The sequence below is a fragment of the Streptomyces sp. Je 1-369 genome (genome assembly GCF_026810505.1).
In the GTDB taxonomy this organism is placed as follows: domain Bacteria; phylum Actinomycetota; class Actinomycetes; order Streptomycetales; family Streptomycetaceae; genus Streptomyces.
Map to the genome: position 1 here is coordinate 3,868,427 of NZ_CP101750.1, position 26,595 is coordinate 3,895,021.

At 72.3% G+C, this 26,595-nt stretch carries 24 protein-coding genes and 1 pseudogene; 15 read left to right on the forward strand and 10 right to left on the reverse strand.

The genetic code is table 11. The features are described 5' to 3' along the window. Window positions 1-175: 175 nt before the first annotated feature. The 3 genes from NOO62_RS17490 (at window position 176) to NOO62_RS17500 (ending at window position 3,897) form a co-directional block, all read left to right on the forward strand. Window positions 176-3,154 (forward strand): AfsR/SARP family transcriptional regulator, encoded by a 2,979-nt coding sequence (locus NOO62_RS17490; protein WP_268771817.1) that lies wholly within the window; start codon window positions 176-178, stop codon window positions 3,152-3,154. A gap of 204 nt (window positions 3,155-3,358) precedes the next feature. Then, a complete protein-coding gene (locus NOO62_RS17495; protein WP_268771818.1) occupies window positions 3,359-3,538 on the forward strand; it encodes a sigma-like protein in 180 nt (59 codons plus the stop codon). Window positions 3,539-3,720: 182 nt separating this feature from the next. Then, entirely contained in the window at window positions 3,721-3,897 is a 177-nt protein-coding gene (locus tag NOO62_RS17500) for a hypothetical protein (protein WP_268771819.1), read from the forward strand. 437 nt (window positions 3,898-4,334) lie between these two features. On the opposite strand, the gene NOO62_RS17505 is transcribed toward NOO62_RS17500, so the two are convergent. Further along, the gene (locus tag NOO62_RS17505; RefSeq protein ID WP_268771820.1) at window positions 4,335-5,198 is read right to left on the reverse strand and encodes a hypothetical protein; all 864 of its coding nucleotides are present in this window, start codon (window positions 5,196-5,198) and stop codon (window positions 4,335-4,337) included. 26 nt (window positions 5,199-5,224) lie between these two features. On the opposite strand from NOO62_RS17505, the gene NOO62_RS17510 reads away from it, so the two are divergent. Next, a complete protein-coding gene (locus tag NOO62_RS17510) occupies window positions 5,225-5,845 on the forward strand; it encodes a hypothetical protein (protein ID WP_268771821.1) in 621 nt (206 codons plus the stop codon). Between the two features lie 267 nt (window positions 5,846-6,112). Then, window positions 6,113-6,490 (forward strand): annotated as a pseudogene (locus NOO62_RS17515) (VOC family protein); the annotation flags it as partial. 14 nt (window positions 6,491-6,504) lie between these two features. On the opposite strand, the gene NOO62_RS17520 reads toward NOO62_RS17515, so the two are convergent. Beyond that, entirely contained in the window at window positions 6,505-8,103 is a 1,599-nt protein-coding gene (locus tag NOO62_RS17520) for a FadD3 family acyl-CoA ligase (RefSeq protein WP_268771822.1), read from the reverse strand. Window positions 8,104-8,207: 104 nt separating this feature from the next. Here NOO62_RS17520 and NOO62_RS17525 point away from each other — a divergent pair, with 104 nt between their 5' ends. From NOO62_RS17525 to NOO62_RS17535, 3 genes are all read left to right on the forward strand, one after another. Beyond that, a complete protein-coding gene (locus NOO62_RS17525; protein ID WP_268771823.1) occupies window positions 8,208-9,359 on the forward strand; it encodes a lipid-transfer protein in 1,152 nt (383 codons plus the stop codon). Between the two features lie 69 nt (window positions 9,360-9,428). Then, window positions 9,429-9,884 (forward strand): Zn-ribbon domain-containing OB-fold protein, encoded by a 456-nt coding sequence (locus NOO62_RS17530; RefSeq protein ID WP_268771824.1) that lies wholly within the window; start codon window positions 9,429-9,431, stop codon window positions 9,882-9,884. Further along, on the forward strand, window positions 9,881-10,669 hold the full coding sequence (locus NOO62_RS17535; RefSeq protein ID WP_268771825.1) for an enoyl-CoA hydratase/isomerase family protein: 789 nt from the start codon (window positions 9,881-9,883) through the stop codon (window positions 10,667-10,669). Before NOO62_RS17530 ends, NOO62_RS17535 begins: the two co-directional genes overlap by 4 nt. Window positions 10,670-10,704: 35 nt before the next feature. On the opposite strand, the gene NOO62_RS17540 is transcribed toward NOO62_RS17535, so the two are convergent. Together NOO62_RS17540 and NOO62_RS17545 are read right to left on the reverse strand one after the other, a co-directional pair. Beyond that, the gene (locus NOO62_RS17540; protein ID WP_268771826.1) at window positions 10,705-13,098 is read right to left on the reverse strand and encodes a serine/threonine-protein kinase; all 2,394 of its coding nucleotides are present in this window, start codon (window positions 13,096-13,098) and stop codon (window positions 10,705-10,707) included. A gap of 182 nt (window positions 13,099-13,280) precedes the next feature. After that, window positions 13,281-14,108: a VOC family protein gene (locus NOO62_RS17545; RefSeq protein WP_268771827.1), complete on the reverse strand. Its 828-nt coding sequence runs from the start codon at window positions 14,106-14,108 to the stop codon at window positions 13,281-13,283. Window positions 14,109-14,311: 203 nt separating this feature from the next. On the opposite strand from NOO62_RS17545, the gene NOO62_RS17550 reads away from it, so the two are divergent. Then, on the forward strand, window positions 14,312-14,959 hold the full coding sequence (locus tag NOO62_RS17550; protein WP_268771828.1) for a TetR family transcriptional regulator: 648 nt from the start codon (window positions 14,312-14,314) through the stop codon (window positions 14,957-14,959). 92 nt (window positions 14,960-15,051) lie between these two features. Here the strand turns inward: NOO62_RS17550 and NOO62_RS17555 are convergent, their stop codons facing one another. Both NOO62_RS17555 and NOO62_RS17560 read right to left on the reverse strand, forming a co-directional pair. Further along, a complete protein-coding gene (locus NOO62_RS17555; protein WP_268771829.1) occupies window positions 15,052-15,531 on the reverse strand; it encodes a nitroreductase family deazaflavin-dependent oxidoreductase in 480 nt (159 codons plus the stop codon). Beyond that, window positions 15,531-16,802 (reverse strand): acyl-CoA dehydrogenase family protein, encoded by a 1,272-nt coding sequence (locus NOO62_RS17560; RefSeq protein WP_268771830.1) that lies wholly within the window; start codon window positions 16,800-16,802, stop codon window positions 15,531-15,533. The genes NOO62_RS17555 and NOO62_RS17560 overlap by 1 nt, the downstream gene beginning before the upstream one ends. Window positions 16,803-16,954: 152 nt before the next feature. On the opposite strand from NOO62_RS17560, the gene NOO62_RS17565 reads away from it, so the two are divergent. Further along, window positions 16,955-18,136, forward strand: a complete 1,182-nt coding sequence (locus NOO62_RS17565; RefSeq protein WP_268771831.1) for a thiolase C-terminal domain-containing protein — start codon at window positions 16,955-16,957, stop codon at window positions 18,134-18,136. Here the strand turns inward: NOO62_RS17565 and NOO62_RS17570 are convergent. Next, entirely contained in the window at window positions 18,110-18,367 is a 258-nt protein-coding gene (locus NOO62_RS17570) for a DUF397 domain-containing protein (RefSeq protein ID WP_268771833.1), read from the reverse strand. The genes NOO62_RS17565 and NOO62_RS17570 overlap by 27 nt on opposite strands. Beyond that, window positions 18,364-19,203 carry a helix-turn-helix domain-containing protein gene (locus NOO62_RS17575; protein ID WP_268771834.1) on the reverse strand — a complete coding sequence of 280 codons (840 nt, stop codon included), beginning with the start codon at window positions 19,201-19,203 and terminating at the stop codon, window positions 18,364-18,366. The genes NOO62_RS17570 and NOO62_RS17575 overlap by 4 nt, the downstream gene beginning before the upstream one ends. Before the next feature lie 89 nt (window positions 19,204-19,292). Here NOO62_RS17575 and NOO62_RS17580 point away from each other — a divergent pair, with 89 nt between their 5' ends. Further along, window positions 19,293-19,700: a hypothetical protein gene (locus NOO62_RS17580; RefSeq protein WP_268771835.1), complete on the forward strand. Its 408-nt coding sequence runs from the start codon at window positions 19,293-19,295 to the stop codon at window positions 19,698-19,700. A gap of 35 nt (window positions 19,701-19,735) precedes the next feature. After that, window positions 19,736-20,425 (forward strand): pyridoxal 5'-phosphate synthase, encoded by a 690-nt coding sequence (locus tag NOO62_RS17585; protein WP_268771837.1) that lies wholly within the window; start codon window positions 19,736-19,738, stop codon window positions 20,423-20,425. On the opposite strand, the gene NOO62_RS17590 is transcribed toward NOO62_RS17585, so the two are convergent. Then, window positions 20,403-21,302, reverse strand: a complete 900-nt coding sequence (locus NOO62_RS17590) for a GNAT family N-acetyltransferase (protein ID WP_268771838.1) — start codon at window positions 21,300-21,302, stop codon at window positions 20,403-20,405. The two genes, NOO62_RS17585 and NOO62_RS17590, sit on opposite strands and share 23 nt — an antisense overlap. Further along, window positions 21,293-21,772, reverse strand: coding sequence for a Zn-ribbon domain-containing OB-fold protein (locus tag NOO62_RS17595; protein WP_268771839.1), 480 nt, complete (start codon window positions 21,770-21,772; stop codon window positions 21,293-21,295). The genes NOO62_RS17590 and NOO62_RS17595 overlap by 10 nt, the downstream gene beginning before the upstream one ends. Before the next feature lie 230 nt (window positions 21,773-22,002). Between NOO62_RS17595 and NOO62_RS17600 the strand changes: the two genes are divergently transcribed. The 3 genes from NOO62_RS17600 to NOO62_RS17610 all read left to right on the forward strand — a co-directional run bounded on the left by NOO62_RS17600 (window position 22,003) and on the right by NOO62_RS17610 (window position 26,559). After that, window positions 22,003-23,160, forward strand: a complete 1,158-nt coding sequence (locus NOO62_RS17600) for a flavin-containing monooxygenase (protein WP_268771840.1) — start codon at window positions 22,003-22,005, stop codon at window positions 23,158-23,160. Between the two features lie 158 nt (window positions 23,161-23,318). Continuing rightward, on the forward strand, window positions 23,319-25,544 hold the full coding sequence (locus tag NOO62_RS17605) for an acetate--CoA ligase family protein (protein WP_268771842.1): 2,226 nt from the start codon (window positions 23,319-23,321) through the stop codon (window positions 25,542-25,544). A 157-nt stretch (window positions 25,545-25,701) separates the two neighbouring features. Then, complete coding sequence (locus NOO62_RS17610; protein WP_268771843.1) at window positions 25,702-26,559, forward strand: enoyl-CoA hydratase/isomerase family protein; 858 nt, start codon at window positions 25,702-25,704, stop codon at window positions 26,557-26,559. Window positions 26,560-26,595: the final 36 nt, after the last annotated feature.

The window sequence follows — 26,595 nt, forward strand, 5'->3', positions numbered from 1 at the left end:
CGAGGACCCTGTGAGAGCCGTCTCCCACGGCTGACGCATCCGCCATGAACAAGGCAAACTGGCGGGGAGCAAGAACCACGCACGACGAAAGGGCCGCACGGCGGCTTACGCACCACCGCGGGTGGGCAGATCCGCGACCGGCAGGATTGGGAACGGCAGGGCGGCAGGGGGAGCGATGGTCGATGTACCGCGAGTACCGGAGCAGCGGCGTCCGGCCTCGGGGGACACCCCCGAGGGGCGGACCGAGGGGCATCACCCCGAGGTACCGGCGTCGCGCTTCAGCGTGCTCGGGCCGGTGCGAGCGTGGCACGGCCCGGACCAGCTCAACACCGGCTCGCCCCAGCAGAGGGCGCTGCTCGCGGCCCTGCTGCTGAGGGACGGCCGCACGGCCACCGCCTCGGAGCTGATCGACGCCCTGTGGGGCGAGGAGTCGCCGTCGCAGGCACTGGCGGCGGTGCGTACGTACGCGTCCAGGCTCCGCAAGGTGCTGCCTCCCGGCGTCCTCGTCAGCGAGTCCGGGGGGTACGCGGTCCAGGTCGCGGACGGCGCGCTCGACCTCGCCGTGGCGGAGGACCTCTGGGCGGCGGCGGAGAAGGCTCGCGGCGCGGGCGACCTCTGCCAGGCGCGGACGCTGGTCAACAAGGCGCTCGGCCTCTGGGACGGCGAACCCCTGGCCAACGTTCCGGGCCCGTACGCCGACACGCAGCGCACCCGTCTCGACGAATGGCGCCTCCAGCTCGTCGAGACCCGCCTGGACATGGACCTGGAACAGGGCTGCCACGCGGAGGCGGTGTCGGAGCTGACGGCGCTGACCGCGGCGCACCCGTTGCGGGAGCGGCTGCGCGAGCTGCTGATGCTGGCGCTGTACCGCAGCGGACGCCAGGCGGAGGCCCTCGCGGTCTACGCGGACACGCGCCGCCTCCTCGCCGACGAGCTCGGCGTCGACCCGAGGCCCGGCCTCAAGGAGCTCCAGCAGCGCATCCTCCAGGCCGACCCCGGCCTCGCCGAGCCCTCCGCGCCCGCGCAGGAGGCGCCGACGGCGGTGGTGCGCCCCGCGCAACTCCCCGCGACGGTCCCCGACTTCACGGGCCGCGCGTCCTTCGTCGACGAGCTGAGCGACATCCTGTCGACCGCCGAGGGACGCGTGATGGCGGTCTCGGCGCTCGCGGGCATCGGCGGCGTCGGCAAGACGACCCTCGCCGTGCACGTCGCCCATGTGGCACGCACCCACTTCCCCGACGGCCAGCTGTACGTGGACCTCCAGGGCGCGGGCGCGCGGGTCGCCGAACCCGAGGCGGTCCTCGGCGCGTTCCTGCGCGCCCTCGGCACGGCCGACTCGGCGATCCCGGACACCCTGGAGGAGCGCGCCGCCCTGTACCGGTCGGTCCTCGACGGCCGCCGGATCCTCGTCCTCCTCGACAACGCGCGCGACGCGGCGCAGGTCCGCCCGCTGCTCCCCGGTATGGAGGGCTGCGCGGCCCTGGTCACCAGCCGCGTCCGGATGGTCGACCTGGCGGGCGCGCACCTGGTGGACCTGGACGTCATGTCCCCCGAGGAGGCGCTGCTCCTCTTCACCCGCATCGTCGGCGAGGAGCGGGTCACCTCGGAGCGGGAGGCCGCGCTCGATGTGGTGGCGGCCTGCGGGTTCCTGCCGCTCGCCATCCGCATCGCGGCGTCCCGTCTCGCGGCGCGCCGTACCTGGACGGTCTCCACGCTCGCCGCGAAGCTGGCGGACGAGCGGCGCCGTCTCGACGAGCTCCAGGCGGGCGACCTCGCGGTCAAGGCGACGTTCGAACTCGGCTACGGCCAGTTGGAGCCGGCCCAGGCCCGCGCCTTCCGCCTCCTCGGCCTCGCGGACGGCCCCGACCTGTCCCTCGCGGCGGCCGCGGCGGTCCTCGACCTCCCGCTGGACGAGACGGAGGACCTCCTGGAGTCCCTGGTCGACACGTCCCTGGTCGAATCCGCGGCACCGGGCCGCTACCGCTACCACGATCTCGTACGCCTCTACGCGCGCGCCTGCGCCGAACGCGACGAGCAGCCCCCCGGCGAACGCGACGCGGCGATGTCCCGCCTCCTCGACTTCTACCTGGCGTCCGCCGCCCGGGTCTACGCGATCGAACGCCCCGGCGACCGCACGGTGGACCACCTGCAGCCCACGGAACACGCGGGCCAGGACTTCAGCGACGACACGAAGGCGCTGGACTGGCTGCACTCCGAGGCGGCCTGCATTCTGGCGTGCGTGCAGCAGTCCCTGGGGGCGGGGATGCTGCGGCGCGCCGTCGACCTGCTGCTCGCCGCGAAGGACCTGGCGGAGTCCGGTGCGAGCTCGCTCCGCTACGAGGCGGCGACGTGCGCGGCCCGGGATGCCGCGGCGGCGCTGGGCGATGCCCACGCCGAGGGCCGGGCTCGGGTGACGCTCACCCAAGTGCACAGCAACGCGGGGCGGTTCGACAAGGCGCGGGTCGAGGCGGAGCGCGCCATCTCGCTGGAAGGCGCCGACGACGACCCCTGGACCCGCAGCAACGCCCCCAACGAACTGGGGATCATCGGCATCTGCACCAATCAGAACGAGCTCAGCGAGACCTACCTGTTGCAGGCGATCGACGCCTTCCGCGCCGACGGCAACCATCCCGGTGAGGCCAGCGCGCTCTGCAACCTCTCCCGCGCCCTCGTGGAGCTGGGCCGCACCACGGAGGCCATCGATCTCGCGCGCCAGGGAATGGCCGTGTACGACGAGCTCGGCCTCACCTTCCGCCTGGCCAACGCCCGGTACGCGCTGGGCGTGGTGCTCGCCCGGGTCGGCCGGTCCCGCGAAGCGCTGGCCCAACTGACGGAGGCCCTACAGGTCTTCGTGGAGAATCGGCAGCGCCTGTGGGAGGGCACCACCCACTTCCGTATCGCACAGGTGCATCTCTCCGACCACCGCTCGACCCAGGCCGCGCAGCACGCGGAGCTGGCGTTGACGACGGGGTGCATAGGCGGCGACTGGATGCGTGCCAATGTCCTCGTACTGCTGGGCAGGTGCCTGGACAGCCTCGGCCAGGTCGACCGGGCGAGGGCCTGCTGGCGGGAGGCCCTCGCCATCCACGAGCGGGCCGGAGCGGCCGAGGTCGACGAGGTCCGGGGTCTCCTCAGCCCGCTGGCCGCCGCCTGACGCCTGCCCGCGGCTCGTTCATCGAACGTTTATGACCGGCTGCCATTCTCAATCCAACGATCCGTCGCGTCGGGGGGCAGACGGGTCGCACTGGGCCCCACAGATAGGGTGAGCGGCCCTGGAACGCCCGTTCGGCGACCCTCGGGGGAGTTGCCGAACGGGCGTTTCGCCCCAGCGAACCGTCTTGACCCAGAGGAGTTCCCGATGAGCGACGCCATGCAGAACCAGAACATCACCACCATGGGCGACAGCCACGCCCCGGCCCCGCCGAAGGACGGCGGCGCCACCACGCAGGGCGACAGCCACGCCCCCGCCCCGCCGAAGGACGGCGGGGCCACCACGCAGGACAGCCACGCGCCCGTCCCGCCCGTCAAGGGCGCCTGAGAACTTCTTCTCCAACGGGGGTCGGCCGCGGCGGCGCGGAGGGGGAGCCGTCGCGGCCGACGTATGTCCCGTCCGGCTTCAGGCCAATGAATGACGGGAACAGTTCGAACTGTAGAGCGCTTTCGGTGATCGACATTAGCGTCGCTCGCGGCAGACATGACCCGCCTCGCCCTGGAGTTGGTATGACTCGCACGAAGAAGATCCTCGTCACCCTGGCCGTCGCGGCAGCCGCCGTCAGTGGCACGGCGGGCCCGGCCCTGGCCGACAGCCACCAGTCGGTCGCCACTCCGTTCAGGGACGGTCACGCCCCGACGACGCCCCAGGGCGACGGCCACGCGCCGACCCCGCCGCTCGGCTGACCACCGGGACGGAGAGGGTTCGGACGCGCGCGAGCATGGGGGCGGCCGCCGCCGAGGCGTGGGGCGCCGGTGTCGGCGGCGGCCGGGTGTGTGCGCGCCGGCGTTGCGGCTCCCCTCCACGTACCGGTGCGCACACGTGCCCTCACGGCACCGGGGGCACGCGGGAGTGAGCCCCGGTTTGGACGGGCCGGAAGGGCGTGGGCCGGGACTGTGCGAGGTCGGCGGTACGGCCCCGGCCACGGATCGCTGGGACAACCCTGGTGGTCCGGGGTCTTGGGACCGGAGAGCGGTGGACGCTCGTGAGGAGCGCCGCGTGGGCTCTCCTCCCTTGTGAGGCTAGGCCCGACCCGCCCCCGGCGGAACCCGCGGCGCCGTGCCAGAGTTCCTACGACGATCCGCGTAGGGCAGAGCTCCCTTGCTCGGCGGGGCCACGGCCGCTAGCCCGCCACCAGCCGCCGCAGCGAACTCTTCAGCGCGGCCACGAACCCGTCCCGTGTCTCCTCGTCGAGGAGGTCCAGGGAGAGGTACGGATTGAGGTCCTCCAGCTCGACCAGGAGGAGCTCCCCGGACGGGGCCCGGCACGCGTCGACGCGCTGGATGCCGTGGCCGATGTCGTTCCAGTCGATGAAGCGGCGGGCGAAGGCCAGGTCCGCCTCGGTCGGCTCGTAGCGTTCCAGGTGCCAGCGCCTGGCGGGGTCGGGCGCGTGCAAGGCGTACTGGAAAGAGCGGTCCACGTAGTAGAACGACACCTCGTACGCGAAGTCGACGCACGGCTGGATCAGGATCCCGTCCGGCCCGGGCGTCAGCCTTGCCAACTCGTCCCGCGCCACGAACTCCAGGCCGATCGAGTCCGCGCCCGCCTTCGGCTTGACGACGTACGTCGGCGTCTGCGGGAGTCGCCCCGCGTCGCGCGGGTCGTCCACCGTCGGGATGACCGGAAGGCCCGCCTCCGTCAGTTCGAGCAGATACTGCTTGCCCACCATGTCCGCCTTGCCGGTGAGCTGGTTGTAGACACGGGCCCCGCACCTGGCCGCGCGTTCGGCGAAGTCGTCCCACTGCTCCTGGTAGTGGAGGACAGGGCCGCTGTTGCGGACGACCACCGCGTCGAAGGCGCCGGTCTCCATCAGAGGCGCGGCGTCCAGCGGGTGGCACAGGGCCACGTCGAATTCCTCGCGGAGGCGAGTGGTGAGGTAGATGTCCTCGTCGCAGTAGCGGCGGCCCTTCGCCTGGTAGGCGAGGTCCGTGACGAAGAGGACGCGGGGGCGGGGAGGCGGGCCTTCGCCGGGAAGTGCGGTGTGCATCGCACAAGCGTGGCACAGTCGTACGCATGGCCACTTCGACGTACACAGCGCTCCGCAGGACGTCCCTGCCCGCCCTGCTCCTGTGCACCGCCGCCGTCCTCACCGCCTGCGGCGACGAACGCCCCGGAGCCGCCGGGGCCCCGACTGCGAGGGACGACGGAACGGCCACCTCCCCCGGCGACTCCCCCAGCGCCTCCACCGGCGCCTCCCCCTACGTAGAACCCGGGGTCATCGACGGCGCGCCCCACAACAGGGAGAACAACGCGTACCGGCGCCCCGGTGAGATGTCCGCCTCCGGGCACACGGACGCCCGGGCCGAGGCCGCCCGCATGGAGCCCGTCCTGAAGCGGCTGTGGAAGGCGGGGAAGTGGGACCCGGACAGCGTGCGTGCCGAACTCGTGGGCAAGCTGGGGTACAAGGACCTGGAGAGGATGTCCGGGAGCGCCGAGCTGCACGGCGGCGAGCTGAGGGTCCAGGCGATGCACGGCGAGACCGAGGACGGCCTCACCCCCGAGGGGGCGCTGATCGGCCTCTATGTCGGGGACGACGCCTGCGTGACCGCGCACATCCAGAAGTCCGACTACGAAGCCCAGGCGAACGGCCGCTTCCCGGAGACGGGTTGCATCACGCCTCCCACCGGGCATTGAGAGCCTGTGTCGTAACCCCGGTCGGATCAGTGGGCGCCGTCTGGTGCGTGCGATCGCAAGGCGCCGGGGCGTCCTCGATGGGGGTCCCCCCGGGCCCTTCAGGCCTGGGGGAGGAGCTACTAGGGCGTTTCGGCAACGCGGCGAGCGTGCGTGCCAGGCGGCGCCCACCCGGCCGGGGTTACGACACAGGCTCTGACCCGCCCGGGTCCCCGGCCCGGCGACGTATATCCGTGGACAGGCCCACCCCGCACAACGAATAGTGCCGCCATGACTTCTCTCGTGCGACACCTCACGTTCGACGCCCACGACGCCTACCGCCAGGGCGCTTTCTGGGCCGAGGTCCTCGACGGCTCCCTCGCCGACGACGACTACCCCGGCGACCCGGAGGCGCAGGTGCGGGCCGGTGGCCTCACTCTGCTCTTCGTGACCGTGCCGGACACCAAGTCCGTCAAGAACCGGCTGCACGTCGACCTCCAGCCGCAGGACCGCACGCGTGACGAGGAGGTCGAGCGGCTCCTCGCCCTTGGCGCGACCCTGCACGAGGACCACCGGAAGCCGAACGGCCGGGGCTGGGTCACCCTCACCGACCTGGAGGGCAACGAGTTCTGCGTGGAGTGCAGCGCCGCCGAGCGGGCCGCCCTGACCGCCGCCGGAGCCAACTAGGGTCTCCGCAGGGCGCCCTTGACCACCTTCCCGCTCGCGTTCCTCGGCAGCTCCCTCACGAACTCGACGGTCCTCGGCACCTTGTAGTTCGCCATCTCGCGCCGGGCCCACGCGATGAGGTCGTCCGCCGTGACCACGGAGCCGGGGCGCCGCACGACGTACGCCTTGCCGACCTCGCCGAGCCGCGGATCGGGTACGCCGATCACCGCGACGTCGGCGACGGCGGGGTGCACGCCGAGGAGCTGCTCTATCTCGGCGGGGTAGGCGTTGAAGCCGCCGACGATGAACATGTCCTTGATGCGGTCCGTGATGCGCAGGTTGCCCGCCACGTCGAGGACGCCGACGTCGCCGGTGCGCAGCCAGCCGTCGGGGGTCACGCACCGCCGCGTCCCCTCGGGGTCCTCGAAGTAGCCCCGCATGACGTGGTGGCCGCGGACGAGGACCTCACCGGGGTGGCCCGGCGCGAGTGGCTCGCCGCCGGGGGCCACCACCCGTACCTCCGTGTCGGGGATGGCACGGCCCGACGTCGCGGCGATGACGTCGACCGGGTCGCCGCGCCGGCACATGGTGACGATGCCGCTCGCCTCCGAAAGTCCGTACGCGGTAAGGACGGTGGCGATGCGCAGCTCCGCCCGCAGCCGTTCCATCAGTTGCAGCGGCACCACCGCGGCGCCGGTCACGACGAGGCGCAGCGCGGAGAGGTCGTGCTGGTCGCGGGAGGGGTGGTCGAGGATCGACTGGTGCAGGGTGGGCGGGCCCGGCAGGACCGAGATGCGTTCCGCGGCGACGTTGGCGAGGACCGTGTCGACGTTGAAGACCGGCTGCGGCACCATCGTCGCGCCGCGCATCAGGCACGCGATGATCCCTGCCTTGTAGCCGAAGGTGTGGAAGAACGGGTTCACGATCAGATAGCGGTCACCCTCGCGCAGCCCGGCCAGGTCGCTCCACACGTCGTAGCAGCGCAGGGTCTGGGCGTGGGTGATGACGGCGCCCTTGGGGCGGCCGGTCGTGCCCGAGGTGAAGATGATGTCCGAGGGCGCGGAGCCTTCGACGGAGGCCGCGCGCGTACGGACCGCGTCCGCCGAGACCTTGTCGCCGCTCGCGAGGAAGTCCTTCCAGGTGCGGAAGGACTGCGGGGCGTCGTCGGCGAGGACGACGACCTGGTCGAGGTGGGGCAGGCCGGGCAGCGGTCCTTCGCCCGGCCCGTCGGCGGCGGCGCGGCGCAGCGAGGCGACGTACGACGTGCCGAGGAACGTGCCCGTGACGAAGAGGACCTTGGCGCGGCTGCGGGCCAGGACGTACGCCGCCTCGGCGCCCTTGAAGCGGGTGTTGAGGGGAACGAGGACCGCGCCCGCGCAGACGGCGCCGAGCGCGGAGACGATCCAGTCGAGGGTGTTGGGCGCCCAGACGGCGACGCGGTCGCCGGGTTCGACGCCGTTGGCCATGCAGGCGGCCGCGGCGTGCGCCACGCGCTCGCCCAGTTCCGCGTACGAGACGCGGGTGCGGCCCTCGACGACCGCCTCCCGCGCGCCGTACCGCTCGGCGGCCGCCCGTACGAGTCCCGGGATGCTGCCCCACTCCAGGTCGCCCCGCATCGCATGCACCTCTCCCGCTAGCTGACTAACCGTCAGATTAGCTGTAGCCTGACGCGCTGTCAGCAGTCATGACACGCTCGCGACCGGCGGAGGTGCCGTTGCCCATGGCTTCACTCAAGGACGCCACAGCGATAGTCGGGATCGGCCAGACTCCGTTCGCGAAACAACTCCAAGCAAGCGAGAAGGAGTTGGCGTGCCGGGCGATCGTCGCCGCGCTCGACGACGCCGGCATCGCGCCGTCCGAGGTCGACGCCTTCGCCTCGTACACGATGGAGGAGACCGACGAGGTCGAGGTCGCCAAGGCCGTCGGCGCGGGCGACGTCACCTTCTTCAGCAAGGTCGGCTACGGCGGCGGCGGTTCCTGCGCCACGGTCGCCCACCTCGCCTCCGCCATCGCCACCGGGCAGGCGAGCGTCGGCATCGCCTGGCGCTCCCGCAAACGCGGCAGCGGCCCCCGCCCCTGGAAGAACACGGCGGTCCAACTCCCCACGCCCGCCCAGTGGACGCGCCCCTTCGGCCTGCTCCGCCCCGCCGACGAGATCGCGATGCTCGCCCGCCGCCACATGCACGAGTACGGCACGACCCGCGACCACCTCTTCAACGTCGCCCTCGCCTGCCGCAACCGGGCCAACCAGAACCCGGCCGCGATGATGTACGAGCGGCCACTGACCCGCGACATGTATATGACGTCGCGCTGGATCAGCGAACCGCTCTGTCTCTTCGACAACTGCCTGGAGACGGACGGCGCACTGGCCTGCGTGATCGTCTCCGCGGAACGGGCGCGCGACGGCCGACAGAAGCCGGTGTACGTCCACTCCGTCGCGCAGGGCCTGCCCGCCCAGCACCACGGCATGGTCAACTACTGGACCGACGACCCGCTCTCGGGCCCGGCCTGGACGGCCGCCCGACACCTGTGGAAACAGGCGGACTTCGGCCCGCAGGACGTGGACGTCGCCCAGATCTACGACGCGTTCACCCCGCTCATCCCGCTCTCCCTGGAGGGTTACGGCTTCTGCGACCGCGGTGAGGGCGGCGCGTTCACGGAGGGCGGCGCCCTGGAGAGCGGCGGCCGCCTCCCCATCAACACGGGCGGCGGCGGCCTCAGCGAGGCGTACGTCCACGGCTTCAACCTCATCAACGAGGGCGTGAAGCAACTGCGGGGCACGAGCACGGCGCAGGTGCCGGATGCGACGACGTGCCTGGTGACGGCGGGAGAGGGCGTCCCCACCTCGGCGCTGCTCCTGAGGGCCCCGTAGGGGGCCTTTCAGGGGCGCGGGGAACTGCGCGACCAGCCACGACGGACCGCACCCGGGAGAGAAGAGACCATGGCAGACGCGACGGCAAAGACGGACCCCCTCCTGACGCCCACGCAGGACGAGGACGGCGCCCCCTTCTGGACCTACGCCGCCCGAGGCGAGCTACGGATACAGGCCTGCACCGCCTGCGACAAACTCCGCTTCCCCCCACGCCCCTGCTGCCCTGACTGCCAGTCCTTCGACAGCACCTGGCGCAGGATGAGCGGAAAGGGCCGCATCTGGTCGTACGTCTTCCCCCACCCCCCGCTCCTCCCTGCCTACGCCGAACACGCCCCGTACAACGCGATCATCGTCGAGCTCGCCGACGCCCCGCGCATCCGCCTCGTCGGCAACCTCGTCGCCGCGCCGGACGCCCCCCTGAACTCGATCGCCCCGGAACGCCTCCGCATCGGCGCGAAGGTGCAGGTCGTCTTCGCGGACGTCGGCGGGACCGTGGTCCCGCGCTGGGTCCTGGAGCGCCCGTGACCTCCGCGGCCGGGGCCCTGCGCACGGAGGCCGACAACGACACGGGCGTCGCGGTCCTGACCCTGGACCGCCCGGAGCGCCACAACGCGATCGACGTACGGACGGCGGACGAACTGGCGGCGACCTGGCGCCGCTACCGGTTCGACGACTCGATACGGGCCGTCGTCGTGACCGGCGCGGGCGTGCAGGCGTTCTGCACCGGCATCGACCGGGACGCGGACGTCCCGCAGCCCACCTCCCCGTACACGATCGACGATCCGCTCCTCGCGATCGGCCCGAAGGCCAACGACTACTGGAAGCCGGTGATCGCCGCGGTCAACGGCATGGCGTGCGGCGGCGCGTTCTACCTTCTCGGGGAGTCCGAGTTCGTCGTGGCGGACGAGCACGCCACGTTCTTCGACCCGCACACCACGTACGGGATGGTCAGCGCGTACGAGACGATCCACATGGCGCAGCGCATGCCGTTCGGCGAGGTCGCGAGGATGGCGCTGATGGGCACGGCCGAACGGGTCACGGCCCGCCGTGCCTACGAGACGGGGCTGGTCTCGGAGCTGACGCCGTCCGGCGGGGCGGTCGCCGCGGCCGTCCGTGCCGCCGAGACCATCGCCTCGTACCCCACGGAGGCCGTCCAGGGCACGGTACGGGCCCTCTGGTCGGCCAAGGAGGCCGCCCGCACGCAGGCCCTCGCGCACGCGCCCCACCTGATCGCCCTCGGCAACCTGCCGCGGGACCGGCAGGCGGAGCTGTTCACGCACCGCGGGAGCGGCGGCTTCCGCACGAGGTGAGGGAGCCGGGGCAGGCGGGACTTCCGACACAGGCCCTACGCCCTCGGCGACGTCCCCGTCCCCCGCTCCGCGTCCAGCGCGTACACGCACCGGTCCTTGCTGCACGCGTACACCACGCCGTCCCGCACCACGGGCGCCCCCGTGATCTCGCCACCCGTGGCGAGCTTCCAGCGGAGGCGGCCGTCGTCCGCCTTCAGGGTGTAGAGAAGGTGGTCCGTGGAGCCGAAGTGGATGCGGCGGTCGGCGACGACGGGCGCGCCGACGACCTCGCCGCCCGCCTGGAACCGCCACTTCGGCGTGCCCGTGACCGCGTCGAGGGTGTAGAGACCCTTGCCGCTGCCCACGTGGACGTGCCCGTCGGCGACGAGGACCGGTTCGATGGAGGAGCGGGACTCCGTGGCGATGCGCCAGCGGTCGCGGCCGTCCGTCGCGTCGAGGGCGTACACCGTGCCGAGGTAGTCGGCGAGGTACACGCCGCCGCCCGTCACGGCGGGGCCGGGGGCGAAGGCGGGCGGGCAGAGGAAGGCGGCGGGCGCCTCGAAGTGCCAGCGGACGTGTCCCCCGGCGACGTCGATCGCGAGGACGCGGCTGCCCGCGGCCACGTACACGTACCCGTCCTGCGCCTGGGTGAGCCGCACCGGCACGCCCCCGCAGGAGGCCGCGTCGCCCACGGGGTACGACCAGCGTTCCTCGCCGGTGCGGGCCTCCAGGGCCCGGAGCCGGGCGCCCTTCCAGACGTAGACCGTGCCGTCGCAGACGCGGGGCCCGGCCTCCGGAGTCTCGAAGTCGGTCTGCGCGCCGGTGATCTCCCAGAGCTTCTCGCCGTTGACGGCCTCCCACGCCTGGACGCCGCCGCCCCGGGTGCCGGTGACGACGGTGCCGCGGTCGGCCTGGAGGGAGTACACCCAGGCGTCGGTCGGCAGCCGCCACAGGTCGGAGCCGTCGGCGCCGTCCAGGGCGTAGAGCGTGGGCCCGTCGGACGCGTGGATGCGGCCGTCGGCCACCGCCATGGACCAGGCGACGTCACGCGTCTTGAAGCTGCGGCGGCCCGTACTGACGTCCAGGGCGTGGACCTCGAAGGACGTGACGTAGACCAGGTTGCCCGCGACGGCGGGGGTGCCCCACACGTCGTTGGACATGCGGAACCGCCAGGGCCGCCAGCCGGCTCCCGCGTCGGGGGCCGGGGCGGGCGCGGGGACCGCGGCGGCCGCCGGGTCGGCGCCGTTGCCCGCGGCGCGCTGGGCCGAGGACCTGGACCAGGAGCCCGCGAGCCCGGGGGCGACGGGCGCGGCGGCGGCGCGTGCGCCGGCCACCCGCGGCCCGGGGCCGATCGGCACCTTCGCCCCGGCGAGCCGCACGGGCCCCGCGTCGGGCATGCCCGCGAGGGGGTGGGACGGCTGGCGGGGCGGCTGCGCCGGGGGCGGCGGCGCGGTGGCGGGCACCGCGGACACGGCGGGGGCCGCACCCCGGCCGCCTCCACCGCCGCCGCTGCGGCCCGCACCGGCGGGGACGCGGGCGGGCGGGCGGCCGCCCCTGCGGGCCTCGATGAGCGCGACGGCCCGTTCCGGCAGCCACGCGGACGCCGTGCCGCTGTCGTCGTTGTCGCTGCTCTCGGAGGCGAAGAGGTGCGGTGCGAGCTGGGACTGGAGGTCGCCGGGGGTGGGGCGGAGCGAGGCGTCCATCTGCATGCAGGACTCGATGAGAGGCCGCAGCTCGGCGGGCAGCCCTTCGAGGTCGGGGCCCTCCCTGAGCAGCATGAAGACGGTCTCGACGGGGTTGGCGCCGTGGAACGGCGCGTGCCCGGTGGCGGCGAAGACGAGGGTCGAGCCGAGCGAGAAGACGTCGCTCGCGCCGGTGACGCTGCGCGAGTCCTTCGCCTGCTCGGGCGACATGTACGCGGGCGTGCCCACGGCGACGTTCGTCATGGTCAGCCGCGTGTTGGAGACGCCGGACGCGATGCCGAAGTCGATGACGCGCGGCCCGTCCTCGACGACGAGTACGTTGGACGGCTTGAGGTCACGGTGGACCAGGCCCGCGCCGTGGATTGACTCCAGGGCCTCGGCCACGCCCGCCGCCAGCCAGCGCACCGCCTGGGTGGGCAGCGGCCCGTGTTCATTCACTATTTCTTCGAGGGAGGGCGCGGGGACGTACGCGGTGGCGAGCCAGGGCACGGCGGCCCGCGGATCGGCGTCCACCACGGCTGCCGTATAGAAACCGGACACGGCGCGCGCCGCCTCGACCTCGCGCGTGAAGCGGACACGGAACAGCTGGTCCTCGGCGAGCTCGGTCCGCACCGTCTTGATCGCCACGCGCCGTCCCGACGCGGAACGCGCGAGATAGACCAGGCCCATGCCACCGGCGCCCAGCCTGCCGAGGACCTCGAACGGGCCGATCCGCCTCGGATCGTGCTGCGTCAGCTGATCCACCACTTGCCCTGCCACCTCCCCGTACGCGGCCGCCGAAGAAGACAGCCCCGTGCAGCGTCTCACCACCGAGCCGCTACGGCGGCACGCACCCTGATTCTTCCTGTCCGGGGCGACGGTTGCGAACCCGGGGCGGGATCGGGGTGTCTACGGACAAAACCCCGCCTCCGGGCTCCCGGGACGCCCGCTCAGCCCTGGAGGACCGCGAAGGTCGCCCCTTGGTTGTCCGTGAAGACCGCGATCCGGCCGTACGGGGTGTCGGCCGGCGGGGTCTGTACGCGCCCGCCGAGGCGGGTCACCGTGGCGGCGCTCGCGTCGGCGTCGGCCACGTTGAAGTAGACGAGGAAGTGCGCGGGCATCCGCGCGGCGACGTACCGGTCGGACGCGGGGACGGCCGGGGTGAGCCCCGCCAGGATGCTGCGTCCGCCGATCGCGGTGTCGGGGCCCGGCTCGAAGCCCGCGGGCGACCAGATACGGAAGTCCTCGCCGTCGAGATCGAGGTCGAGACCGCCGTAGCCGAAGACGTGCTCGTAGAACGGGTCGACCAGGTCCTTGTCCCGTGAGTACACCTCGGTCCAGCAGTACGAACCGGGCTTCCCCAGCTTTCCGAAGCCCTGGTGCGTGCCCGCCTGCCAGAGCCCGAAGACGGCGCCCTCGGGATCGGCGGCGAGCCCCATGGTCCCGTAGGGCCCCACGGGCATGACGTCCGTGATCACCGAGCCGCCCGCGTCCTTGATGCGCTCGGCCAGCGCGGCGGCGTCGGGGCTCGCCAGGTACACCGTCCATACGGTGGGCATGCGGCCGTCGGCCTTGGGGGCGAGCGCGGCGACGGGGAGGCCGTCGCTGTACGCCTGCGTGTAGTGCCCGTACTCCGGTCCGGAACCGGAGTCGAAAGTCCACCCGAAGAGCTCACCGTAGAACCGCTTGCCGCCCGCCACGTCGGGCAGCATGGCGTCGGCCCAGCAGGGCACGCCCTCCGCGTATCCGCCCCCTGTGTTCCGCTCCGCGTAGTCCATGCAAGTCAAGCTAATGGCCCGCTCCGGTCCCCGCAGCACCAGAAATCGAACGCTTGGCTCATTTTCGCGGGGCGCGGGTCGGGATGCGCGCGGGGGTGCGGGGCGGGGCTCGACCGGCCGCTCCATCCGCCCCGCTCACGCGCCTCAACCCCATTTGCACTCGGCCGAATCGCGCTCCGATCACCCCTCGGTAAGCTGACGGCATGACAGGACAGGTACGTACCGTCGACGGCCGCGTGGCCGGTCGGCGCGGTCAGGCGACGCGTCAGAAGCTGCTCGACTGCCTCAGCGAGATGCTCAGCTCCTCGCCCTACCGGGACGTCAAAGTCATCGACGTCGCCCGGAAGGCGGGGACTTCACCAGCGACCTTCTACCAGTACTTCCCGGATGTCGAAGGCGCCGTCCTGGAGATCGCGGAGCAAATGGCCGCGGAGGGCGCCGAGTTGACCCAGCTCCTCGACGGGCGCTCCTGGGTCGGCAAGGCGGGCTGGCAGACCTCCCAGGACCTGGTCGAGGGCTTCCTCGACTTCTGGCGCAAGAACGACGCGATCCTCCGCGTCGTCGATCTGGGCGCCGCCGAAGGCGACAAGCGCTTCTACAAAATCAGGATGAAGATCCTCAACTCGGTCAACAACTCCCTTACGGACACCGTCAAGGAACTCCAGGCCAAGGGCAAGGTCGACAAGGACATCAGCCCCACGGCGATGGCGGGCTCCCTGGTCGCGATGCTCGCGGCGGTCGCCTCCCACCAGCGGGGCTTCCAGACGTGGGGCGTGAAGCAGGCCGAACTCAAGCCCAACCTGGCGATGTTGGTACATCTGGGCGTAACGGGTAAGAAGCCCACAAAGTAGCCGCTTCCCTCGTTCTTCCTCTTACCCGGTCCTGTCAGCCCGACGGCGGATCACTTCGGTGGTCCGCCGTTGTGGTCGGGACCCGCCCGTACTCAACCCCGGCGTTCCAGCCGGAACAGCCGTATCTCCCGCTCCACCCGCGCCTGGTACGCGGCGTACGGCGGCCAGAACCTCAGCGCCGCCGCCCAGACCTCGGCCCGCTCCTCCCCCGACAGGAGCCGCGCCCGCACCGGGATGTCGGTGCCCCGCCAGTTCACCTCGACTTCGGGGTCGGCCAGCAGATTGACGGTCCACGCGGGATGCCCGGGCCGCCCGAAGTTCGACCCGACGAGCACCCAGCTCCGCCCGCCCTCCTCCGGCATGCAGGCCAGCGGCGTCCGCCTCGGCACCCCGCTCTTCGCGCCGCGCGCGGTCAGGATGACGCCGGGCAGCATTCGCGCGCTCGGCAGCACCTTGCCCCGGGTCAGCCGGTGCACGGTCCGGTCCATGGCGGGGATGAAGTGCGGCGCGACCTTGGCGAAGGCGCGGGTGGACGACACCTTCTGCACGAGCCGCAGCCCGGCCCCCGCCATCAGACGGCCTCCTCAGCTTCGGCTTCGGCTTCGGCTTCGGCTTCGGCTTCGGCTTCGGCTTCGGCTTCGGCTTCGGCGGACTCGAAGAGACCGGCCCGCTCCGCCGCCCGAGCCCGCAGCCGGTGCACGGGACCGAAGAGGAGGTCGTCGCCGGACGCCCGCTTGAAGTACAGGTGCGCCTCGTGCTCCCAGGTGAAGCCGATGCCGCCGTGCAGCTGCACCGCTTCGGACGCGGCGGTCCGCAGCGCGTCGAGCGCCTGCGCCAGCGCCAGCCCGCCCGCCCGCTCGGCGCCCTGTCCGCCGAACCCGGCGGCCTCGGCGCCCGCGGCCCACGCCGCGTAGTAGGCGGCCGACCGCGCCGCCTGCACCTGTACGTACACGTCGGCGAGCCGGTGCTTGACCGCCTGGAAGGACCCGATCGTGCGCCCGAACTGCTCGCGCTGCTGCACGTACTCGACAGTGCGCTCCAGAGCGCGTTCGGCCGCCCCGACGGCCTCCGCGGCGACGACGGTGGCCGCGACGTCCCCCACGGCGGCGAGCGCGCCCGGCACGTCCGCGTCGTCGGCACCCAGCAACTCCGCCTCGACATCGCGCAGTTCGACGCGAGCCTGCGTACGGGTCTCGTCGAGGCAGGTCTGCCGGGCCCGCACCATGCCCGGCGCGCCTTCCCGTACGAGGAAGAGGAGCGTACGGGACCGGGCGAACCCGCCCGCGTGCGCGGCGACGACGAGCAGCCCCGCGCTGTGCCCGTCGATGACCTGCTCGGCCTGCCCGTACAGCCGCCACGTCCCGTCGACCGGCCGCGCCTGCACGCCGCCCGCCCGGCCGCCGCCCGCCCAGTCGCCGCGGTTGTCGCCGACGAGCCCGAGGGCCGTGGCGAGCCCGGTGCCGGGGACGGCGAGGGCGGCACTCAGCTCACCGGCGGCGATGCGCGGCAGGTGGGCGGCGCGCTGCTCGGCGGTGCCGAGGGCGAGGATCAGCGGGGCGGCGAGTACGGCGGTGGCGAGGAGCGGTGTCGGCGCGAGGGCGCGTCCCAGTTCCTCGACGCCGAGGGCGAGCTCCGCGACCGTGCAGCCCACGCCGCCGCAGGCCTCGGGCAGAGCGAGGCCGGGCAGCCCGAGCTGTTCGGCGAGCGCGGTCCACAGGGCGGTGTCGTGGCCGTCCGGCGTGCGCACGGCCGCCTTGACCTCGTCGGGCCCGCACCGTTTGGAGATCACTTCGCGAAGGGTGCGGCGGATCTCGCCCTGCTCCGCGCTGAAGGCGGCGTCCATCGGCAGGCTCCTCCCCGAGGCCCCGGGCACGGCGGCCCGGGTGCCAGATCTGACGGGCCGTCATGTTAGGCCGGTGGCGACGATATGCACAGAGTGTGGACCGTGACCGCACCCCTCCTCCGTAGGCGTCTACCTGATGTACCGTCAGTTTTATGACCCCTGCCGCCCGTTCCGGCTCCGCCCGCAAGGTCGCCGTCGTCGGTGTCGCCCTCTCGGACTGCGGCCGCGTCGACGAGGCGACGCCGTACGCGCTGCACGCCCAGGCGGCCCGCCGCGCACTCACCGACTCCGGCCTGTCCCGCGACGTCATCGACGGCATCGCGTCGGCGGGCCTCGGGACGCTGGCCCCGGTGGAGGTCGCCGAGTACCTGGGCCTGCGTCCGCGCTGGGTGGACTCGACCTCGGTCGGCGGCGCCACCTGGGAGGTCATGGCCGCGCACGCGACGGACGCGATAGCGGCGGGCCGGGCGAACGCCGTACTCTTGGTCTACGGCTCGACGGCCCGCGCCGACATCAAGGCACGCCGTCGTACGTCGAACCTCTCCTTCGGCGCGCGCGGCCCGCTCCAGTTCGAGGTCCCGTACGGGCACTCCCTGATCGCCAAGTACGCGATGGCCGCCCGCCGCCACATGCACGAGTACGGCACGACGCTGGAACAGCTCGCCTCCGTCGCCGTGCAGGCGCGGGCGAACGCGGCCACCAACCCCGACGCGATGTTCCGCGACCCGATCACGGTCGACGACGTCCTGGGCGGCCCGATGATCGCCGACCCCTTTACGAAGCTGCACTGCTGCATTCGGTCCGACGGTGGCGCGGCGGTGCTGCTCGTGGCGGAGGAGTACGTACGGGACTGCGCGTCCGCGCCGGTGTGGGTGCTCGGCGCGGGCGAGCACGTCTCGCACACGACGATGTCCGAGTGGGACGACTTCACGGTGTCCCCGGCGGCGGTCAGCGGCCGCCTCGCCTTCGAGCGGGCGGGGGTACGGCCTTCGGACATCGACATCGCGGAGATCTACGACGCCTTCACGTACATGACCCTGGTGACGCTGGAGGACCTCGGCTTCTGCGAGAAGGGCGAGGGGGGTCCCTTCGTGGAGAAGGGCCGCCTGCTCCGGGACGGTGGCCTGCCGACGAACACGGACGGCGGCGGCCTCTCCGCCCAGCACCCCGGCATGCGGGGCCTGTTCCTGCTGGTCGAGGCGGTACGTCAACTCAGGGGGCAGGCGGGCGACGGCCAGGTCCGCCGACCTGACGGCACCCTGCCCGAACTGGCGGTGGCGTCAGGAACGGGCGGGTGGTTCTGCTCGTCAGGGACGGTCGTACTCGGGCGCTGACCCGAGGAACGTGGTCCACGCGGTGGGCGTGACCGTGAAGGTGGGACCGCCCTCGTGGGCGGTCTTGGAGTCGCGGATGTGGATGGCGTGGGGGCAGGCGGCTACCTCGACGCACTCGCCGCCCTCGTTACTGCTGTAGCTCGACTTGCGCCAGGTGTAGGCGACTTCGACGCAATTAGTGCCTTCATTGCCGCTGTAGCTGCTCTTGAACCACGCCAGCTCGGCGTTCATAGCTGTCCCGCCATTCTCTCGATCAGTTCCGCAGACGCTCGTGGCGTAAGTGCCTGCGCCCGCAAGGCGCCGAAACGGCCGATGAGTTGATTTACCTCTTGTGGCTTTGAGATCAACCTACCGGTGATCTGCCCTTCGTCGTAGGAGAAGTTACGGCCTTCGGGCGTGCTCAGCAGTTGGATCGCCCCGTGGACTCCCGCATGCTCACGGGTTTCCGTCGGCATCACTTGCACCTTCAGGTGACGCAGGGTGCGCACGCACTCCAGCACATGCAGCAATTGCTTCCGCAGCACCTCACGACCACCGATAGGGCGCCTGAGTACCGACTCCTCGATGACGTAACCGATCATGGGCGGTGGGGTACGGGCCAGTACCGCTTGTCGCTCCAGCCGTGCCACCACGTTCTTCTCGATCTCGCCCTCGGTCATCTGCGGCACGCGCTCCTCGTACAGGGCACGGATGTAGTCCTCGGTCTGCAATAGCCCTGGGAAGACCATGGTTTCGTATCCGTCGACACTGGCCGCCGTCTTCTGGAGCCGCACCCAGCCCACATACGTAGGCGGATACTTCTCCTCCTCCATCAGCGGGATGCAGGACTTCAGCGCACCCCGCGCGTCCAGAACCGAGTCCGCGTCGTCCAAGTAGTTGGACGTCGGGATGCGCTCCGCCCGCTCGTACGCGCCCGCCAGGGACTCCGACACCAGGAGCCGCCCGGCGACGTCCTTGCGGGACAGCCCTGACCGCTCGCGGAAGTTCCTGAGCAGGCCTCCCACCAGCCTCCGGGCCGGGGACGGCACGGCCGTGTCCGCCCGTTCGGTCGTCGTCTTCTCACCCATCACCACAACGCCACCGTCCTGTCCACGCCCTGCCGATGTGTTCCCTGCGCCTCTGGTAACGCTACGCAGTCACCCCGACTCTCGTAGTCATGACGACCGAACACACCCCTGATTGGGTACCCGCCTCCGGCCTCCAACTCCGTCTCACCGGCGTGCACTTTGATGCCATCCGGGTTCGAGGCGTACGCGGGGAGGCCGTCCTGCACCACCTCGGCACGCTCACGGAGGGCGACCCCGGGCCCGTCATCCGCGAGGTGTCGGGCGGCCGCTGGAACTACTTCCTGCTCGCGCCGGGGACGAGCAAGGACTTCGACTGGCCGCCGGGGGCCACGTGTCTCGGGCCCGCCGCGCGGGACCAGTACGTCGGCGTTCCCGCGCCGCACGGCAACACCTTTCCGCTGAGCTGGCGGTGCGGGCCGCCACGGCAGGGGGTGTTCGTGGACGGCGAGCTGCTGCACGGCGTACTCATGGCGCAGCTCGTCGGAGAACCGGAGTGAACGAAGCAGTCGGCGGTCCGCGCCACAATCGACGCATGACTGCACCCGCACCTCAGCAGGAGACCTTCCGTACGCTGCTCCGGTCCCAGAAGGTCTGGGACACCGAACTCCCGGCCTTCGACGCGGCACATGCCCCGGCCGAACCGCTGCCCCTCTTCCACGCGTGGTTCGCGTCGGCGGTCGCGGCCGGGCAGCCCGAGCCGCACACCATGCAGCTGGCGACGGTCGCGGAGGACGGCGGTCCCGACGTACGGACCGTGATGCTGCACGACGCGGACGAGCACGGCTGGCACTTCGCCACGCACGCGAGCAGCACGAAGGGCCGCCAGCTCGCGGCCCGCCCGGAGGCCGCCCTGCACTTCTACTGGGCGGCGCAGGGTCGCCAGATCCGGGTCAGGGGCCGCGTCACGACGGCCCCGCACGCCGAGAGCCTCGCCGACCTGCACGCCCGGTCGACCGGGGCGCTGGCGGCGGCGCTGGTGGGCCGCCAGAGCGAGGTCCTCTCCTCGTACGAGGAGCTGGCGGCGTCGTCCGCCACCGCCTGGGAGCGCGCGCGGGCGGAGCCGGACGCGGACGCGCCGACGTGGACGCTGTACGTCCTGGACCCCGTGGAGGCGGAGTTCTTCCAGGGCGACGCACAACGCCGTCACGTACGGCTGCGGTACCGGAGGGGCGACGGTGGCGACGGCGGCGACGGCTGGGTCAAGGAGTTGCTGTGGCCGTGAAGTCCCACTGGGCGAAGTCCACGACCGGCCGGTACCCGAGACGCTGGTAGAGGCGGTTGCTCGTCGGGTTGGCCAGGTCCGTGAAGAGCAGGACCTCCGCCGCGCCCGCGTCGAGCGCGGCACGGGTGACCGCCGCGGTGGCGGCGCCTCCGTATCCGCGGCCACGCAGGTCGGCGGGGGTGTAGACGGGGGCGACGCGGACCTGGTCCGCGATGCGGTGGGTGGCGCCGGCCATGGCGGCCGGCGTGCCGTCGGGGGTTTCCCAGAGGGTGACGCCGCCGTAGGCGATACGGGAGTCCGCCCACGCGTGCGGATCCATCGCGGGGCGTTCGTGGGCGGCCCGGCCGAACTCCTCGTACCAGCGCGCCAGCAGGTCCCGGTCCGCCGCGGTGGCCACGCGGGCACGGCCGGACGGTGCGGGGTCGGGCGGGGTGAGGGCGTCGAGCCGGTACAGGCGCTGGCGCATGCCGAGGGCGACGGAGGCCCCGGTGTGCTTCTCCCAGGCCCGGGCGAACGTCTCCGCTGTGGCGCGGTCGGCGGCGACGCCTGGCAGGTCCGGGCCGACCTCGGCGAGCTGCCGGGCGAGGGCTTCGGCGGCCTCGGGGGCGACGGGGCCGAGGGCGACGCGGTGCGGGGGCGTCCGGAGGAAGGCGCCGCGGACGGTGCCGTCGGAGTCGGCGTACGTACCGAAGAGGGGTTCCCCGTCGCCGTACGCCCGAAGCCCACGCTGCCGGAGGGTCTCCGTGACGCTGAGCAGGACGGTGTGCACGGCGGGCTCGGAGTGCAGGAACTCCTCGGCCCGGGCGAGGAACCCGTCGAGGTCGGTGGTCAGCCGCCAGTCGGCGGATTCCGTTGTCTCCATCGTCTCTATGCGCATGCACCAGTATCCGCAGGCCGGAACAGCGCGACCGCCACCCCTTCCACCCCTTCCGCCGCTTCACGGAACGTCACGCACACGGGCATCCCGATCCGCAGCTCCCCGTGCTCGCAGTCGACGACCTCCGTCATCATGCGGGGGCCCTCGGCGAGATCGACGACCGCGGCGACGTAGGGGACGCGGCTGCCGAACGGTGGGAGGTCGTTGCGGTGCACGACCGACCACGTATAGAGCGTGGCGCGGCCGCTCGCCTCCTCCCAGGAGACGTCCTCGCTCCAGCAGCGCGGGCAGAACTCGCGCGGGTAGTGGTGCGCCGCCCCGCACGCCCCGCAGCGGCGAACCAGCAAACGCCCCTCGGCGGCCGCGTCCCAGTAGGGCCGGGTGAAGGCGTCGACCTCAGGAAGATCGAAGCGCGGCTCGACGCTCGGCTCCGTACTCAGCTTCTCCGTACTCAGCTTCTCCGTGCCCATAAGAGGAGTCCGATCGCGGAAGGGGAAGAGAACCGGCCAAAGCCGCGCCCGGCGTACCTCGACCGTCGGCCACGCAGATCTGACGGTAGGTCAGTTCAACGTACGAGCCACCAAGTCCGCAAGAGCCGTACGCCACCCCGCACACACACCCCGCACACCCGTGATCAATTCGCAATCGCTTTCGGACTTGACCGTCACCCATCAAGTAATCACACGGTTACTCTCCAGTCATGGCCGACTCGACCCCTCCGCTTACGCTCGTGCAGGACCGCCCCGTGTACGTCATCGGCGGCGGACCCGGCGGGCTCGCCGCCGCGGCAGCCCTGCACGCACGCGGCGTCCGCGCGGTCGTCCTGGAGAAGGCCGACCACGTCGGCGCCTCCTGGCGCGGCCACTACGACCGCCTCCACCTGCACACCACGCGCCGCCTCTCCGCTCTTCCCGGGCTCTCCATCCCACGGTCGTCCGGCCGCTGGGTGTCGCGCGACGACGTCGTCCGCTACCTGGAGAAGTACGCGGAGCACCACCAGCTCGACGTCGTCACCGGCGTCGAGGTGACCGGCCTGGAACGCACCGACGACGGCACCGGCTGGCTGCTGCGCGCCACGGGCGGGCGCGAACTCCTGGGCAGCGCGGTGGTCATCGCCACCGGCTACAACCACACGCCCCACCTCCCGGACTGGCCCGGCCGCGACACCTACACCGGCGAACTCCTGCACGCCGCCGACTACCGCAACCCCCGCCCCCACACCGGCAAGGACGTCCTCGTCGTCGGCGTCGGCAACACCGGCGCCGAGATCGCCGTCGACCTCGCCGAGGGCGGCGCCACCCGGGTCCGCCTCGCGGTGCGCACCGCGCCGCACATCGTGCGCCGCTCCACGCTGGGCTGGCCCGCCCAGCGCACCGGCATCCTGTGCCGCAGGCTGCCGGTCGCCCTGGTGGACCGGCTCGCGCGGCCCATCGCCCGGGTCGGCGTGCCCGACCTCACCACACGGGGGCTGCCGCGCCCCGACACCGGCCTGTACTCACGCGCCAAGCAGGGCTCGATCCCGGTGCAGGACGTCGGCCTGATAGACGCCGTGCGCAAGGGGCGGGTCGAGCCGGTCGCGGCGGTCGAGTCGTTCGAGGACGGCAAGGTCGCCCTCGCCGACGGCACGAGAATCGGCCCGGACGTCGTCATCGCGGCGACGGGCTACCGGCGTGCCCTCGAAGGGCTCGTCGGCGACCTCGGCGTCCTCGACACCCGCGGCCGCCCGACCTGCCACGGCCGCCGCACCCCGAAGCACACCCCCGGCCTGTACTTCACCGGCTTCACCAACCCCATCAGCGGCATGCTCCGCGAACTGGCCCGCGACGCCGAGAAGATCGCGAAGGCGATAGCCCACTGACCGCACCCGACGAGAAGATCCCGGGCCCGCGCAGCCTTTACGCGCAGCACCATTCCTGACGTGGCGTCAGTTCAGTAATCTGACTGTGTGTCAGGTAAGGCCTCAGGGCCTCAGGCAAGGCGTCAGGTAAGTGCTGTCACACAGGAGCGGGCGGACCGATGCTTGGATCTACTCACGGCACCTTCACCACCGACCCCCGCCGCGCCCATGTCGTGGCCTGCGGCGAACTCCCTCCCCACGCCGTCCACGGCAGAGCCGTCACGGCGGACGACCTGGACGTCAGCGGCCGACCGCTGTACGCCGGCGTACCCGACCTCGACCGCTTCTTCCGCCCCGCCTCCGTCGCCGTCGTCGGCGCGTCGGACGCCGAGGGGCGCCCCAACACCGGCATCACCCGGCAGCTCATCGCCTGGGCCGAACGCGTCGGCGCGCGCCTGCACCCCGTGCACCCCACCCGTCAGTCGGTCTTCGGCATCCCCTGCTTCCCTTCCGTCGCGGACCTGCCCGAACAGGTCGACCTGGCCGTACTCCTGGTCGGCGACCCGCTGCCCGTCATCGAGCGGCTCGCCGAGGAGAAGGTGCGGTTCGCCGTCGCCTTCGCCTCCGGGTTCGCCGAGACCGGCGAGGAGGGCGCGGCCGCCCAGGCGCGGCTCACGGCCGCCGTCCAGCGCTCCGGCCTCAGGCTGCTCGGCCCCAACACCAACCTCAACGCCTTCGAGGAGTTCCGCGAGGACCTCGAAGGACCCGCCATCGCGCTGATCACCCAGTCCGGCCACCAGGGGCGCCCCCTCTTCACGATGCAGGAACTCGGCGTACGCCTCTCGCACTGGGCGCCCACCGGCAACGAAGCCGACCTGGAGACCTCCGACTTCATCTCCTACTTCGCCGAGCGCCCCGAGGTCGGCGCCATCGCCTGCTACGTCGAGGGCCTCAAGGACGGCCGCGCCTTCCTGCTCGCCGCCGACCGGGCGGCCCGGCGCGGGGTGCCCGTCGTCGCCGTGAAGGTCGGCCGCACCGAGACCGGCGCCCGCACGGCCGCCTCACACACCGGCAAGCTGACCGGCGCCGACACGGTGGTGGACGCGGCGATGCGGCAGTTCGGCGTGATCCGCGTCGACGGGCTCGACGAGCTCCAGGACACCTCCGCGCTCCTCGCGCGGGCGCGGAAGCCGATGGCGGACGGCGTCGTCGTGTATTCGATCTCGGGCGGCACGGGCGCGCACTTCGCGGACCTGGCGACCGAGGCCGGGCTCGCCCTGCCCACGCTCTCCGCCGACCGGCAGGCGGAGCTGCACCAGTGGATACCCGAGTACCTGAACGTCGCCAACCCCGTCGACAACGGCGGGCATCCCGTCGGCGACTGGCGCGGCCGGAAGATCATCGACGCGATCCTGGACGACCCGGAGGTGGGGGTGCTGATCTGCCCCATCACCGGACCGTTCCCTCCCATGAGCGACAAGCTCGCGCAGGACCTGGTGGACGCGGCGGAGCAGACGGACAAACTGGTGTGCGTGGTGTGGGGCTCGCCGGTCGGCACGGAGGAGGCCTACCGCACGACGCTCCTCGGCTCCTCGCGCGTCGCGACGTTCCGCACCTTCGCCAACTGCATCACGGCGGTACGCGCCTATCTGGACCACCACCGCTTCACGGCCCACTACCGCTCGCCCTTCGACGAGGCGCCGCGCACCCCCTCCCCGTCCTTCCGCAAGGCTCAGGCCCTGATGCGGCCGGGCCAGCAGCTCAGCGAGCACGCGGCGAAGCAGCTGCTGCGCGCGTACGGGATCAGGGTGCCGCGCGAGCAGCTGGTGACCAGCGCGGCGGCGGCCGTCAGGGCGGCCGGGCTCGTCGGCTACCCGGTCGTCATGAAGGCCTCGGGGGCGCGGCTCGCGCACAAGACCGAGCTGGGCCTGGTGAAGATCGGCCTGACCTCGGCGAGCCAGGTGCGGGACGCCTACCGGGAGCTCACGGACATCGCCCGCTACGAGGGCGTCGAGCTCGACGGCATCCTGGTCTGCCAGATGGTCGAGCGGGGCGTCGAGATGGTCGTCGGCGTCGCGCACGACCCGCTGTTCGGGCCGACGGTGACGGTGGGGCTCGGCGGTGTCCTCGTGGAGGTGCTGCGGGACGCGGCCGTGCGGGTGCCGCCCTTCGGGGAGGACCAGGCGAAGGCGATGCTGTCGGAGCTGCGCGGGCGTGCGCTGCTCGACGGGGTCAGGGGCGCGGCGCCCGCCGACGTCGACGCGCTCGTCGAGGTCGTGCTGCGGGTGCAGCGCATGGCCCTGGAACTCGGCGACGACCTCGCGGAGCTGGACATCAACCCGCTGATGGTGCTGCCGCGGGGGCAGGGAGCGGTGGCACTCGACGCACTGGCCGTCTGCCGCTAGCCCGCCACCGAGGGCACAGGCCCGGACCCGGACTCGGACCCGGCCCCCGGACAACCAGCCGCGCAACGCCCCGGGCCGGGCCCCCGCACGTCTCAGCGCCCTGCGCTCACGTACACGCTTCCGCGCCGCAACCCACCCAAAACGGAGCCACTTGCCCATGACCGCCTCCCCCGCCCCCGCCCCCGACAACCGACCGGCCGAGCACGCGGCCGATCCCCTCACCACATTGATACGGCACACCACTGACAACGCCGTCTCGTGGATCACGCTCAACCGGCCCGATGCCATGAACGCCCTCACCTGGGACCAGCGCGAACGCGTCATCGCGCTGCTCGGCGACGCCTCCGCCGACCCCGCCGTACGAGCCGTCGTGATCACCGCGACCGGCAAGGGCTTCTGCGCGGGCGCGGACCTGCGTGGTGTCCCCGCCGCCACGGCCGGGCAGGAGCGCATGGCCGGTGACGTCGCCCGCACCATCAAGCAGGGCGCCCAGCGGCTCGTATCCGCGGTCCTCGACTGCGAGAAGCCGGTCATCGCCGCGGTGAACGGCACGGCGGCCGGCATCGGCGCGCACCTCGCGTTCGCCTGCGATCTGGTCGTTGCCGCCGAACACGCCAAGTTCGTGGAGGTGTTCGTACGCCGTGGACTCGTGCCGGACGGCGGCGGCGCGTATCTGCTGCCGCGGCTCGTCGGGCCGCAGCGCGCCAAGGAGCTGATGTTCTTCGGCGACGCCGTGCCGGCCGCCGACGCCGAGAGGATGGGGCTCGTCAACCGTGTCGTACCGGCCAACGATCTTGAGAAGACGGCACGGGAGTGGGCGGAACGCCTCGCCGTCGGGCCCACCCGCGCCCTCGCCCTGACAAAGCAGCTGGTCAACGCGTCCCTGGAGTCGGACCGCGCGACCGCCTTCGCCGCCGAGGCCGCGGCGCAGGAGATCAACATGACGACGGCGGACGCGAGGGAAGGTGTGACGAGCTTCGTCGAACGCCGCACACCCACGTACCGCGGCCGCTGACATCCATGTACCGCGGCCGCTGACATCCACGTACCG

Coding starts and splice junctions, on each gene's coding strand:
- NOO62_RS17490 (WP_268771817.1), top strand. CDS start 176: ATGGTCGATGTACCGCGAGTACCGGAGCAGCGGCGTCCGGCCTCGGGG.
- NOO62_RS17495 (WP_268771818.1), top strand. CDS start 3,359: ATGAGCGACGCCATGCAGAACCAGAACATCACCACCATGGGCGACAGC.
- NOO62_RS17500 (WP_268771819.1), top strand. CDS start 3,721: ATGACTCGCACGAAGAAGATCCTCGTCACCCTGGCCGTCGCGGCAGCC.
- NOO62_RS17505 (WP_268771820.1), bottom strand. CDS start 5,198: ATGCACACCGCACTTCCCGGCGAAGGCCCGCCTCCCCGCCCCCGCGTC.
- NOO62_RS17510 (WP_268771821.1), top strand. CDS start 5,225: ATGGCCACTTCGACGTACACAGCGCTCCGCAGGACGTCCCTGCCCGCC.
- NOO62_RS17520 (WP_268771822.1), bottom strand. CDS start 8,103: ATGCGGGGCGACCTGGAGTGGGGCAGCATCCCGGGACTCGTACGGGCG.
- NOO62_RS17525 (WP_268771823.1), top strand. CDS start 8,208: ATGGCTTCACTCAAGGACGCCACAGCGATAGTCGGGATCGGCCAGACT.
- NOO62_RS17530 (WP_268771824.1), top strand. CDS start 9,429: ATGGCAGACGCGACGGCAAAGACGGACCCCCTCCTGACGCCCACGCAG.
- NOO62_RS17545 (WP_268771827.1), bottom strand. CDS start 14,108: ATGGACTACGCGGAGCGGAACACAGGGGGCGGATACGCGGAGGGCGTG.
- NOO62_RS17550 (WP_268771828.1), top strand. CDS start 14,312: ATGACAGGACAGGTACGTACCGTCGACGGCCGCGTGGCCGGTCGGCGC.
- NOO62_RS17555 (WP_268771829.1), bottom strand. CDS start 15,531: ATGGCGGGGGCCGGGCTGCGGCTCGTGCAGAAGGTGTCGTCCACCCGC.
- NOO62_RS17560 (WP_268771830.1), bottom strand. CDS start 16,802: ATGGACGCCGCCTTCAGCGCGGAGCAGGGCGAGATCCGCCGCACCCTT.
- NOO62_RS17565 (WP_268771831.1), top strand. CDS start 16,955: ATGACCCCTGCCGCCCGTTCCGGCTCCGCCCGCAAGGTCGCCGTCGTC.
- NOO62_RS17570 (WP_268771833.1), bottom strand. CDS start 18,367: ATGAACGCCGAGCTGGCGTGGTTCAAGAGCAGCTACAGCGGCAATGAA.
- NOO62_RS17575 (WP_268771834.1), bottom strand. CDS start 19,203: ATGGGTGAGAAGACGACGACCGAACGGGCGGACACGGCCGTGCCGTCC.
- NOO62_RS17580 (WP_268771835.1), top strand. CDS start 19,293: ATGACGACCGAACACACCCCTGATTGGGTACCCGCCTCCGGCCTCCAA.
- NOO62_RS17585 (WP_268771837.1), top strand. CDS start 19,736: ATGACTGCACCCGCACCTCAGCAGGAGACCTTCCGTACGCTGCTCCGG.
- NOO62_RS17590 (WP_268771838.1), bottom strand. CDS start 21,302: ATGCGCATAGAGACGATGGAGACAACGGAATCCGCCGACTGGCGGCTG.
- NOO62_RS17595 (WP_268771839.1), bottom strand. CDS start 21,772: ATGGGCACGGAGAAGCTGAGTACGGAGAAGCTGAGTACGGAGCCGAGC.
- NOO62_RS17600 (WP_268771840.1), top strand. CDS start 22,003: ATGGCCGACTCGACCCCTCCGCTTACGCTCGTGCAGGACCGCCCCGTG.
- NOO62_RS17605 (WP_268771842.1), top strand. CDS start 23,319: ATGCTTGGATCTACTCACGGCACCTTCACCACCGACCCCCGCCGCGCC.
- NOO62_RS17610 (WP_268771843.1), top strand. CDS start 25,702: ATGACCGCCTCCCCCGCCCCCGCCCCCGACAACCGACCGGCCGAGCAC.